Annotated in this window: 9 protein-coding genes; 2 read left to right on the forward strand and 7 right to left on the reverse strand. The window is 60.4% G+C overall.

The window, feature by feature from the left end; translation table 11 throughout:
- Positions 1–3: 3 nt before the first annotated feature.
- On the reverse strand, positions 4–483 hold the full coding sequence (locus ACQKPC_RS05530; RefSeq protein WP_427623489.1) for a VOC family protein: 480 nt from the start codon (positions 481–483) through the stop codon (positions 4–6).
- Positions 484–591: 108 nt separating this feature from the next.
- Positions 592–903: a hypothetical protein gene (locus ACQKPC_RS05535; protein WP_427623490.1), complete on the reverse strand. Its 312-nt coding sequence runs from the start codon at positions 901–903 to the stop codon at positions 592–594.
- A gap of 133 nt (positions 904–1,036) precedes the next feature.
- On the opposite strand from ACQKPC_RS05535, the gene ACQKPC_RS05540 reads away from it, so the two are divergent.
- Entirely contained in the window at positions 1,037–1,429 is a 393-nt protein-coding gene (locus ACQKPC_RS05540) for a GFA family protein (RefSeq protein ID WP_063343341.1), read from the forward strand.
- A 48-nt stretch (positions 1,430–1,477) separates the two neighbouring features.
- Here the strand turns inward: ACQKPC_RS05540 and ACQKPC_RS05545 are convergent, their stop codons facing one another.
- The 5 genes from ACQKPC_RS05545 to ACQKPC_RS05565 form a co-directional block, all read right to left on the reverse strand.
- Positions 1,478–5,869: a response regulator gene (locus tag ACQKPC_RS05545; protein WP_427623491.1), complete on the reverse strand. Its 4,392-nt coding sequence runs from the start codon at positions 5,867–5,869 to the stop codon at positions 1,478–1,480.
- Between the two features lie 42 nt (positions 5,870–5,911).
- Positions 5,912–7,069: a response regulator gene (locus ACQKPC_RS05550; protein ID WP_427623492.1), complete on the reverse strand. Its 1,158-nt coding sequence runs from the start codon at positions 7,067–7,069 to the stop codon at positions 5,912–5,914.
- Between the two features lie 279 nt (positions 7,070–7,348).
- Positions 7,349–8,275, reverse strand: a complete 927-nt coding sequence (locus ACQKPC_RS05555; protein ID WP_427623493.1) for a sugar ABC transporter substrate-binding protein — start codon at positions 8,273–8,275, stop codon at positions 7,349–7,351.
- Between the two features lie 99 nt (positions 8,276–8,374).
- Positions 8,375–9,163: a TIM barrel protein gene (locus tag ACQKPC_RS05560; protein WP_427623495.1), complete on the reverse strand. Its 789-nt coding sequence runs from the start codon at positions 9,161–9,163 to the stop codon at positions 8,375–8,377.
- Entirely contained in the window at positions 9,160–10,182 is a 1,023-nt protein-coding gene (locus ACQKPC_RS05565; RefSeq protein WP_427623496.1) for a Gfo/Idh/MocA family oxidoreductase, read from the reverse strand. Before ACQKPC_RS05565 ends, ACQKPC_RS05560 begins: the two co-directional genes overlap by 4 nt.
- Positions 10,183–10,382: 200 nt before the next feature.
- Here ACQKPC_RS05565 and ACQKPC_RS05570 point away from each other — a divergent pair, with 200 nt between their 5' ends.
- On the forward strand, positions 10,383–12,404 hold the full coding sequence (locus tag ACQKPC_RS05570) for a sigma-54 interaction domain-containing protein (protein WP_427623623.1): 2,022 nt from the start codon (positions 10,383–10,385) through the stop codon (positions 12,402–12,404).
- Positions 12,405–12,548 lie beyond the last annotated feature (144 nt).

A 12,548-nucleotide genomic window follows, 5' to 3' on the forward strand; every position in this document is an offset into this window, starting at 1 on the left:
TGGTTAACCTTTCAAAGCCGCTTCAATCGCAGCGATATCGATCTTGCCCATCCCCATCATGGCGTCGAACGCACGCTTGGCCGCCGCTCGATCAGGATTGGCTATCGCGGCAGTCAGCACGCGTGGAGTGATCTGCCACGACAGTCCCCACTTGTCCTTGCACCAGCCGCATACATTTTCCTGGCCGCCGTTTCCGACGATCGCGTTCCACAAGCGGTCGGTTTCGGCCTGGTCGTCGGTCGCAACCTGGAACGAGAAAGCCTCGTTGTGCTTGATCTCTGGCCCGCCGTTCAGCCCGAGACAAGGGATACCCATCACCGTGAACTCCACCGTCAAGACATCGCCCTGTTTACCCGCCGGATAGTCGCCTGGCGCGCGAAGGACAGCGCCCACGGCGCTGTCCGGGAACGTCTCGGCGTAGAACGTCGCGGCATCCAGCGCGGTGCCGTCGTACCAGAGACAGATCGTGTTCTTGCTGATCATCTTGGTTCTCCAGAATTGGCGTGTTATTCAGTGCCGTCGGTCATGACCGACGGGTGTTTGTTCAGACGATTGACCGCGAACAGAATGGACCGTTTCGATGACGCTCTATTAATTTTTGCACTCCGACAACACCACCTGGCAGGTATTGGGCGTACCCCCGGATCGGCCGGCATAGCGAATGCAATTATCCATGGATTTTTTGCGAGCGATGCTCAAGGTATCGCCCCAAGCCAGGCCGCCCTCGCCGGCAGTGGGTATCGCTTTTGCGTAGCAGTTTGAGCCTGTATTTGAGCCTGTATTTGAGGCTGAATAGCTTGCCGTGGAAGCTTTGCCTGCACATCCCGCCATCAGCGCCAGGCTGATCGCGAGCAGGGAGGGCAGGACCCATGACGAACACTGGCGCGCTGTTTTTCCGGTCATCCCGTTTCCCCTGAGGTTAGAGGCGTGTTTGTGCTGGTGCTCTACTCAGATTAGTCGACCCATGGCCGTGGCTTCGCTACTATTTTCACAGTTTGCAAAGTCACAACCGTCGCTTGATCAGAGGGGACGCAGCATGGACCGATTCACCGGCGGTTGCCTGTGCGGCAACGTCCGAATCGAGGCGTCGGGACACCCATACCGGGTCGGCCTTTGCCACTGTCTCGATTGCCGCAAACATCATGGGGCTCTGTTTCACGCCTGTGCGATATTCCCTCAGGACGCGGTGACGATCGAGGGTGAAACACGCGACTACGCCGGGCGGTTTTTCTGTCCTCGCTGCGGCTCCTCCGTTTTCGCCCGCACCGGCGACGAAATCGAAGTGAGCCTGGGATCCCTGGATACCCCTGACCAACTGACACCTACCTACGAAAGCTGGATCGTGCGTCGCGAATCCTGGTTGCCGCCGTTTCCGCTGACGCGACGATACGAGCGCGATCGTGACGCCACGGGGCGCTTTGAGGAGTAGGTCGCATGTACGGTGCGAAGACGCCGAGAACGGACACCACCGTGTGGCTCACCCGTCCTGCAACAGTTCCAGGGCACGATCAAAGTCGAACAGTTCCACCTGCTCCGCGACCAGAACCAGGCGTTTGGCCAAGGCGCGATCGAGTGACAGATTGCGCAGTTCGGTAAGCGCTTCCATGGCCGCCGTGTCACTTTCGGCCAAAAGACCTTTGAGCCTGTTCAGTTGCTCGCTCAACTTGGGGCCATTCTGCAGGCCATCGCTCATCGATGCAGGGGCGTTTGCGGTCAGGTCAGCCAGGGCCGCCAAGGTCGGCAGCAGGCAACTCTCGACCTCCGTCGCCAGCTCTTGCATCACCGTAGTGGGCTCGCCGTTCTGGCAGGCCTGTTCCAGCACAGCGGCAGCCTGCGCCACGGTTTTGGCGCCGATGTTGCCGGCCGTGCCACGCAGGCTGTGAGCCACTCGTCTGGCCGCGCCAGCATCCGGGTCAGCCAGTGCCGCCTGGAAATGCTCGGCAAAGCCTGTCTGAGAGTCGCGAAACTTGCAGAGCAGGCGAAGATAGAGTTCTCGCCGGCCCATGCAGGTGGCTAGGCCGGCAACCATATCAATGTCCGCAAGACGATCCGGCAACCCATCCGGCAGGCCTGCATTTGGCGATGATGGTGCTGCCTGGGCAGCGGGCTGTGGCCTGATCCATTTTGCCAGTGTGGCGAACATGTCATCGACATCGAGTGGCTTGGATATATGGTCGTTCATGCCACTGCTCAGGGCTCGCTCGCGGTCACCGTCCATGGCGTTGGCAGTCATGGCGATCACCGGTAACGCGTTAAAGCGCGGCTGCTGGCGAATCCGCTGGGTGGCGGTGTAACCGTCCATCACTGGCATCTGGCAATCCATCAACACGCCGTCGAAGTTGCCATCCTCAGCCAGGATGTCCAGGGCCTCTTGGCCGTGCCTGGCCAGTTTCAGCCGTATTCCGACACTCTCCAGCAGCTCGCAGGCCAGTTCCTGATTCAGCTCGTTATCTTCTACCAGCAGCAGCCGGGCTCCATTCAGGCTGGCTAAGGTGCTGGCATTCTGTTGGGAGCGTTCGCCGGCCCGAGTATCGCTCTGCGGGCCTTTGCCCAGCACCACGCCGATGGCTTCGAGCAAAGAGGACGGTGTTACTGGCTTGGTCAGCACCACCGGTAACTGGATGCCTTGGCGCTCGGCTTCCTCGCGTGCCTCTTCGCGACCGAAAGCGGTGACCATAATGACCGACGGCGTATGCATCAGGCTGGCGGAATGCATTCTGCTCACGGTTTCCACGCCATCCATGCCGGGCATCCGCCAATCCATCAGCACCAGATCGTAGGGCAGCGCCTTATGCTCGGCGTCGGCCAACATGCGCAGCGCCAGACTACCGTTATGCGCGACATCCACTTCCAGGCCAAAGCTGCGCGCCATGCCCGAGAGGATTTCACGGGCACTGGCGTTGTCGTCCACGACCAGCACCCGCATACCCAGCAGTTCATCGGCCTTGAACATACGACGCGGCTGAACGCCTTGCTGAACGCCGAGGCGCACCTGGAAATGGAACGTGGAGCCGACTCCCGGCTCGCTCTCAACCCAAATGTGGCCGTCCATCAGCTCCACCAACTTCTTCGAGATGGACAAACCCAGCCCAGTGCCGCCGTATTTGCGCGTGGTCGAGCTGTCGGCCTGACTAAACGACTGAAACATGCGCGAACACTGCTCGACGGTCATGCCGATGCCCGTGTCGCGCACCCAGAAATGCAGTTGCACGCGGTCGTCCTGCACGCCAACTTCTTCCATACCAACCACAATTTCGCCACGTTCGGTGAACTTCGCAGCGTTATTACCCAAGTTGATCAGCACTTGCCCCAGGCGCAGGGGGTCTCCGAGTAGTGCAGTGGGTAGATCGGGCGGGGTCTGGAACAACAATTCCAGGCCCTTGTCCTCGGTTTTCAGGCCAATCATGGCGGCGAAGCTGTCGAGTACGTCCTCCAGGCGGAAGGGGGTCTGTTCGAGGCTCATCCTGCCGGCCTCGATCTTGGAAAAATCGAGGATGTCGTTGATGATCCCCAGCAGGTTCTCCGCCGAGCGGTGCACCTTTTCAATGTAGTTGCGCTGGCGACTATCCAGATCGGTACGCAGTGCCAAGTGGCTCATGCCGATGATGGCGTTCATGGGCGTGCGGATCTCGTGGCTCATGTTGGCGAGGAACTCGCTCTTGGCCTGGGTCGCGTCCTCGGCCGCCGCCCTCGCCTCTGCCAGTGCAGTCACGTCGATGTTGATGCCGGTTGCGCGCAAGGGCTTGCCGTCAGGTGTACGTGAGAAGCGGGTGAGCGATTTGAATGTGCGCACCCGCCCATCGTTTTGCCGCACGATGCGAAAGTCGAACTCGGCGCGATCATCATCACTTTGGATTGCGCGCTCGAACGTGCTACTGGCACGCGCCATGTCATCCGGATGCACCAGCGCCTTCCAGTGCTCCAGAGTGCCACCGAATTCGCCAGGCTCAAGCCCGAACAGCGTTTCGAGCTGTGGCGTCCAATAGTTTTTGCCGCTGATCAGATCAACGTCGAACAAACCGATGTCGCCGGCCTCCTGCGCCAGGTTCAGGCGATCGCTGGCAATACGCAGCTTGGCCTCCATCGCCCTGCGCTCGCTCACGTCGCGCACCGAGGCACAAACGCAGACGCCACGGCCCTCCAGGCGGGGCAGATGGGACAGGCCAATTTCCACGGAGAACAGGCTGCCGTCCTTGCGCACGCCGCTCAGATCATCCAGGTCGCCGCCCATCTGCCGGGTGCCGCCGCTGGCAATGAACCCGTCGCGTAACTTGACGTGCCGCTCGCGGGCAGCCTGCGGCACCAGGCGCTCGATGCTGGCACCGATCAGTTCGCCCTGTTCATAGCCAAACAGCGTGTCCATTTGCGGATTGGTCATCAGGATGCGGCCGTCGGCCCCCAGCACCAGCATACCGTCTGGTGCCGCCTCGATAATGCCGCGGTACCAGGCCTCGGTGGCGCGCAGTGCTGCCTGCTGGGCCTCCAGTTCCCTGGCCTGGCATTCCAGTTGCAAGGTTTGGGCACCCATCTCGTCAGCCTGGCGGCGAGTTTCCTGCAGCAGCGCCTGGGCCGCCTCGCTGCGTTCCATAATGGCCATGGCACCGGCCAACCTTGGTAGCACTTCCTGCAGCAGCAACGCCTCGTTCTCTTCCAGGGAGCGAAAGCCGGCCATTTCCATAACCCCCAGCAGACGCTCGCCACGCAGTACGGGCTGAACCAGCAGATGGCTGGCGGGGGCTTCGCCCAACTGTGTGCGCACACGCCAGAACTGCTCGGGCAGATCCTTGAGCTGGCGGGGTTGGCGATCCAGCGCACACTGGCCAAGTAGCCCTTCACCGAGCTCGAGTTCAGCGCGCAGTGGCCGCTCACTGTCCACCGCATAACCACCCAACAATTGCAGGCGTGGTGCGCCTTCATAAAGCACGTACAGCGCCCCTTGGCACATGCCCAGCTGTGGCGCGATGCGGCCAAAAAAAACCTGGGCCAACTGTTGCGGCGTCTCTGCCTGTTGCAGATCCACTTGCAGGAGCGAGGCGTGGGTTTTGACCCAGCGCTGGCGCTCAAGTTGACAAGCCTCCAGTTGCAACGTAGCGATGGCGCGCGCCAGGTCGCCGGTTTCGTTGCGAAGGTCGGTGTGAGGGATCTGACCGTCCAGTTTGCCGGATGCCAGCTCGTCAACCGCCGCGCGTACGCGATTCAGCGGCACGCGGATGGAGTGACTGACCAGCCAGGTCAACAGCAAGGCCAGCGTCGATCCGCCCAGCAGCAACACATAAGTGATCGTGCTGCTGTGCTGCGCATACTCGGCCAGATTCTTCGCCGTATCGTGGATGTCGGCTTCCTTGTTTTTCTCTATCTGCAGAAGCAGCTCTTCGCTTTCCTGCTCCCGCGCGAGAAATTCCTTACTGTTGAGTAACATAAGCGCCTGACCCAGGGAGCCCTTGCCAGCCAGTTCCAGCGCTTCATCGCCATTTTTCTGCAGGCGCTGCAAGACCACCTCAAACTCCAGCAAGCTGTTGAGGCTGCTCGGTCGCCGCAGCGTTGGGCGAACCTGCTCCAGGGCCTCGTGCAGACGCTCCTGGGCGACGTCCATCTGCGCTCTGGCGCTGATGCGGATGTCCGCGTTGCTGGTAGCGACGGCGCGTTGCAGTGCCAGCAACAGATGCGGCAGCCGCACCCGAATCTCCTGCACATGCTGGATACCGACCAAATCCTGTTGGTACAACTGCTGCATTTCGTACCGGAGTGAATACTGGGTGCGCAGGCTTTGCACGCCCAGCACCAGGATCAGTACCAGCAACGCAGAGAAGCCGATGATCAATTTACTGCGCAGGGACAGGCGCTCGAGCAGCTCGAACAGTCTGTTCATATACCGCCTCATTCAGCTGGGTGTGCACAAGGATGCAAGGACTCAGGGCTGCTCAGCGATCTTCTCCAGCGAGGCTAACTGCTTGGCCATGTCCTGATCGCTGTCGGCGAACCGCTCGGCAATTTCCCGGAACCGTTCGGCATTGGCCAGAAAGGTATCGCAGATGTCTGGGTCGAAATGCGAACCCCGGCCTTCGCGCATAATTTCCACCGCCTGCTCATGGGGCATACCGGGTTTGTACACGCGGCGGCTGATCAGCGCATCGTAGACATCCGCCACGGCCATCAAACGGGCGCTGATGGGGATGTCGTCGGTGGCCACCCCTTGCGGATAGCCACTGCCATCCCATTTTTCCTGGTGGCCATAGGCGATTTCCTTGGCCAGATGAAGGAAGTCGACGCCTATCCCTAACTGATCCTCGGCGTGTTGGATGGCATCGCGCCCCAACGTCGTGTGGGTCTTCATGATCTCGAACTCTTCCGGAGTGAGACGTCCCGGCTTGAGCAGGATGCGATCGGGAATGCCGATCTTGCCGATATCGTGCAGCGGTGCCGACTTGAACAGCAGCTTGATGGTTTCCTCGTCGAGGAAGTGGCGGAAGCGAGGATGCTCGCGCAGTAGCTCGGCCAGCAGTTTGATGTAGTGCTGAGTACGGCGAATGTGGTTGCCGGTTTCGTTGTCGCGGGTTTCGGCCAGCGATGCCATGGCGTGGATGGTGACGTCCTGGATGGCAATCACTTCGCGGGTGCGGCGCTGCACCTCCTGCTCCAGGAATTCGTTCTTGTCACGCAGGAAATCCGCAGCCGCCTTGATCTTGATCTGGGTCGCGACCCTGGCCATGAGCACCGGGGGGATGATCGGTTTGGTGATGTAGTCCGCGGCGCCCAGGCTCAAGCCGCGAATCTCGTCCTCTGTGGCAGCCATGGAGGTCAGGAAAATGATCGGAATATGGCGAGTGCGGGGGTCAAGCTGGAGCTGCCCGGCAACCTCGTAGCCGGACAGGCCCGGCATCATGATGTCCAGCAGGATCAGGTCGGGAAGTGGGTCGCTCTGGAGAAGACGCAACGCTTTCTCGCCGCTGTTGGCTGCCTTGACCCGATAGCTGTCCTTGAGTAACTCGGCTATCAACATCAGGTTGTCGGGGGTGTCGTCGACCACCAGAACGGTGGCTGATGGATAAACGCTCTGCATGCTATCCATAGATGTTGGCTCCCTGGCCTGACAATTAAGGAGAGGCCGTACTTACGCCATTCCCTTGCTGGCAAGCGTAGCTAGGAAAATCTGCAATCGCTAGGAGAAAGTCGGAGGCTTGTGGGTGTCCGTTTCTGGCCGATTTCTGCCTGTTGCGACTGACCGAAATCGGACCCAAAGCGGACCCAAAGCGGACATCAGGCATCAGTCGTTTACCTGCCTCGCCTGGAAGGTAATACGCTGAGGTTGAGATTCCCCGCGGCCATCTTCAAATTCTGCCGTTTGACGCTATTTATAATGCTGCTCAAAAACCGCTACCTGCTCCGGCGTGATCAGTTGAAAGGGCACCCAGACATCCGTCTCGACCGGCTCCCCTTTGATCATCTTGATGGCCGCTTGCAGCGCGCTGGTCGCTTGCGCTTTGGGGTCTTGAAAGACCGAGGCTACGAGCATTCCGCGCTTGATGGCCGCCAGACCGTCAGGCAGGCCGTCGATGCCGACAATTGCAATCTCGCCCTTGGCTTTGCCGGCTTGCTGCAGTGCCATGGCGGCGCCGATGGCCATCTCGTCGTTGTTGGCCACGATGGCATCAAAACCGGTGCCGGCCAGGAGCCAGTTGCTGGTCAGGTCCATCCCTTTGTTGCGCTGCCACTCGGCACTTTGTTGTTCGACGATCTTGATCCCGGGATAGTCCTTGAGCACCTGTTTGACGCCTTCGGTGCGGTCGTGCGTGGAGTTTTGCGCCAGGTCGCCCATGATGATCGCAATGTTGCCTTTGCCCGCCATCTTGTCAGCCAGGTAGCGCATTTGCAGTTGCCCGGCCTCAACGTCGTTGGACGCCACCGTGACCACGCCTTTGGGCAGGACGCGTTCGTCCGGATGGCGGTTGACGTAGACCAGCGGTATTTTCGCTTCGACGGCGGCGCGAGTCATGTTGGCGGTGGCGGCGGTGTCCACGGGCAGGACGATGACGGCATCCACTTTCTGGCCGAGAAAGCCCTGAATCTGATTGAGCTGGCGAACCACATCGCCCTGGGCATCCTCGAACTGGATCTGGATGTTCTCCTTCCTGGCGGCATCTTCCAGGCCGCTGCGCACATAGGTCATGAAATTGTCGTCAACCCTGGCAATGCTGACGCCGATGCGATAGCTGGCGGCGGCCCATTGGCTGAAGAGGAATAACAGCGTGGCAAAAAGAAGTGTGCAGCGACGCATGATGGCTTTTCCTTTTTTGTTATGAGTTGAAATTCATCAAGATCAAAAACGTGGGGGCTGGCGCTCTCTGAATCAAACCCGTCGAGAGCGCCAGCGTCCTCAATCCAGCGTGAAAGCTAGCCGAAAGCGTTCAAGTGCCGCTTCGCTGTCGCCGCTGGCCCAGCCCTCAAGCCCGACGACACCGGTGTATCCCATGCGGAACAAGGCTTTGGCAATGGCCGGATAATGGATTTCGCCGGTGCCCGGCTCCATGCGGCCGGGGACATCGGCGACCTGGATTTCCCCGATGGCGCTGCCGGCACGCTGGATCAGTTCGATCAGGTTTCCTTCGCCGATCTGGGCATGGTAAAGATCCAGGTTCATCTTCAGATGAGGGCTGCCCACGGCCTCGATCAGCGCCAGGGTATCGTCGGCGCGAGCGAAGGGAGTGCCGGGGTGGTCCACCTCGGTATTGAGGTTTTCCAGCAAGAATACCCGGCCTGCGTCTTCGCCCAGGCGAGCGATTTTTTCCAGGGTCTTGCAGGCGCTCAGCCACATGCGTCCGGTGGTGTGGGCCACGGGTTTGACCGGCAAACCTTGGTCGCCCAGGCCAGTGCCATGCAGGTTGAGACTCGGGCAATTCAGTTGTGCGGCGACGGCCAGCGATTCTCGTGCGCTATCGAGCAGATGCTGGATGTCTTCGGGGTCGGTCAGGTTGCCCGAGATGTAGCCGGTCATCGAGGTGAAGTCAGCGCCCGTGGCGACAAGGGCCGCAATGTCTTTCTTCGTCCAGTCCCAGAGTTCGGCGCTGAACCCCAGCGCGTGAATGCGTTTAACGCGCTCTGTGAATGGCAGATCAAGGAAGACCATCTCGGCACTGATCGCCAGTTTGAACGGTGTGAAACTCATGAATGGGCTCCTTGCACGCGCACAGGTTTGCCCTGCTGGAAGGACTCGATACACGCGCGGGCAATGGCCAGTGCCGCCCGGGCATCTTCACCGCTGGCGAGGGGTTTATCGCCGGTGCGCAGGCAGTCGACAAAGTGATTGAGCTCGGCCACGTAGGCATCACGCAGCAGGTCGGTGTCCAGGCGCTGGGTGTCTGTCTGGATGCCATTGGCCAGATAACGAACCAGGTCAGACTCACTGACGCTGCCCATGGTCAGCATGCCAGCGCTGCCGAACACTTCTCCTCGAACATCGTAGCCATACACGGCCTGAAAATTGGCCTCGGCCGTCGCGATGGCGCCGTTGTCGAAACGGATCGTGACCACGGCGGTGTCGAGGAAACCCTTGGCCTTGTAGTCCGGTGCGATCAGGGCATCGGCCATGACAAAAACCTCAACCGCTTCGGCACCGGGATTGAGGTAGCGCAGGGTATCGAAGTCATGGATCAGGGTTTCGAGGAAAATCACCCACTGCGGCGAGGCAGCCGGGTTGTTCAGCGCCGGGTCGCGGGTCAGCGAGCGCAGCAGTTGCGGCGTACCGATGCGGCCGGCGACCACGTCCAGGTGAGCCGCGCGGAAGCTTTTGGCAAAGCGGCGGTTGAAGCCGACCTGCAGTGGTACTCGCGCATCGGCGGCTGCGGCGATGGCGCGGTCGGCCTCGTCGAGGGTGATGGCCATGGGTTTTTCACAAAACACACCTTTGCCGGCCCGGGCCGCACTGATCACCAGTTCGGCATGGCTGCGGGCGGGGGCGGCAATCAAGACAGCGTCTATTTCCGGGTCATCGAGCAGTTGTTGTGGATCGGTATAGACCCGTTGCACACCCAACTCTGCAGCCAGACGGGCGGCTTGACCGGGGGTAGGGTCGGCGATGGCGGCCAGGCAGGCGCCGGGAATGTGTCTGGCGGCAGTCAGGCCGTGAAAGCTGCCCATGCGGCCAGCACCGATGAGACCCAGGCGGATGATCTTGGACGTACTCATGAAATGACTCCCTTTTATTGTTGTTCAATGACTCGCAGCAGGAATGTCCTCGCTGGCGTTAATCAAGAGAGCAAGGGCTGTGCCAATATCTAAGCGCTTGATATTTAAGTAGTTAATTAATATTTTTTGAAAGATGTGTTCATTCGCATGACATGTCTACACTGACATGTCTAAAACGTGAACATAGAAGCGGACCGATGATGGTGAACCCACAGCTAACAGCCTTCAGCGCGCAGGACCTCGATTACATCACCGCGCTCGGGCCTGCATCGTTGAACGAAGGACCGATCGCCGAGTTGGACCAGGCTTGGCTGGCTTGTTTGAACGGCCGCACCGATCGACCGGCCGGGGTCAGGCAGGTTATCTGGGACTCCTGGCTGCGCAGCGTCAGTGCCGGCCTCGATCCTGAGGATGGCGAATACCGGTTTGTCGCCCCAGCCGTGCTGGCCGCAACGCTGGCGGCCAATCGCGCCTTGATCGCAGCAGCGGCGGAGGTCATGAAGGGATTGTTGGCTTACAACCCCAGGGGCCATATCAATCTGACCGATGCCACAGGCACGACCCTGTATTTCTGCGGCCTGGACCTCACGCCTGTGGGCAGTCGGCTGCTGGAGTCGGTGCAGGGCACCAACTGCACCGGGCTGGCGATTGCCGAAGATCGCTTGGTGTATGTGCTGGCCGAGGAGAACTTCGGGATCGGCCTGCGTCGCCGGCGCATGCATTGTGCTGCCGCGCCGATCAGGGATGCGCAAGGCAGGACGCTGGCCATGCTGACCTTGACCGCCGAGCCGGGCTGGTTTCATTTCCATACGCTGGGCACCGTCCAGGCAGCGGCCGAAGCGGTCTCGCGGCAGATGGCGCTTCAAGCTCTGCTGGAAGAACAACAAACCGTCCTCGAAGTGCTCAACGAGGGTCTTGTGGTGCTGGATGAGCGGGGCTGCATCAAGGCGCTCAACCGCTATGCCCGCCAATTGTTCCGCGTGGGCCGGGATCTGCTGGGCAGCCCGTTCCAGCGTCTGGGCCAGAGCGAGCTGACCGATGAGATTTTGCTGCGCGGCGGGGAAGGGCAGCAGTATGAAGGGATAAGGGACCTGGATTGCACGTTTGAATTGCATGATCGCAGCCACTTGGCGTGCCTGGTCTCGGTGTGCCCACTGGAGCAAGGCGGGCGCATTGTTTCGTTGCGCGAGAACCGGCGCATCCGGGAAATTACCCGGCGGATCATCGGCACTCAAGCCAGCTACACCTTCGAGACCATTCAGGGCAGTTCGCGAGCCATACAGGACGCGTTGCACCTGGGGCGGATTGCCAGTCGCAGTGACTCGACCACGCTGATCCTGGGTGAAAGCGGTACTGGCAAGGAGCTGTTCGCCCAGGCGATCCATAACGCCAGCGAGCGTTGCAACGGTCCGTTTGTGGCCGTCAATTGCGGGGCCATTCCGCGAGATCTGGTGCAGAGCGAACTGTTTGGTCATGTCGAGGGTGCCTTCACCGGATCGGCCCGTGGAGGCTCTGCCGGGAAGTTCGAACTGGCCGATGGCGGAACGATCTTCCTCGACGAAATCGGTGACATGTCTTTCGATGCCCAGGTCAGCCTGCTGCGCGTCTTGCAAGAAGGCGAGGTGACTCGCGTGGGCGCGAAAAAATCGCAGCAGGTGGATGTACGCATCATCGCCGCCACCCACCGCAACCTGAGCCAGGCGGTTGCCGATGGCGCCTTCCGTGAGGATCTTTACTACCGGCTCAATGTGCTGAACCTGACGGTTCCGCCGCTGCGGATGCGTCGGGAAGATGTTCCATTGCTGGCGCGGCATTTTCTCAATCGTTGTGCCCGGTCGCTGCGCAAATCGGTGCAGGGCATCTCGCCAGAGGCGTTGGATATTCTTTCGGCCTATAGCTGGCCGGGTAATGTTCGTGAGTTGGAAAACACCATTGAACGTGCGACCAATCTGGCGGTGACCGAACTGATCCAGCCAGCTGATCTACCGCTTGAAATCAAGCAAAGGCTACGTCAGCCGGTGCCGGGAAGTGTGCCCGAACCCCTGGCTGCCCTGGACCTTGGCACCCATGAAATGAATGCGATCATCGCCGCCCTCAAGGATACCCGCGGCAACATCCGCCTGGCCGCGAGGCAGCTGAATGTTTCTCGCGGCGGGTTGTACAACAAGATGAATCGGTTCGGGCTGAGTGCCGATGCTTTCCGTTCGGAACCCGACTTCTGATGAGTAGGCTGAATGAAGAGCGACCTTGTGGCGAGGGAGCTTGCTCCCGCAGGGCTGCGCAGCGGCCCCAATAGGGCTGCCGCAGTTTTTCAGAAAGAACTCAGTGATCGGTTTTGGGGCCGCTACGCAGCCCTGCGGTAGCAA

Source organism: Pseudomonas sp. NPDC089918 (assembly GCF_050280605.1).
Classification (GTDB): Bacteria; Pseudomonadota; Gammaproteobacteria; order Pseudomonadales; family Pseudomonadaceae; genus Aquipseudomonas.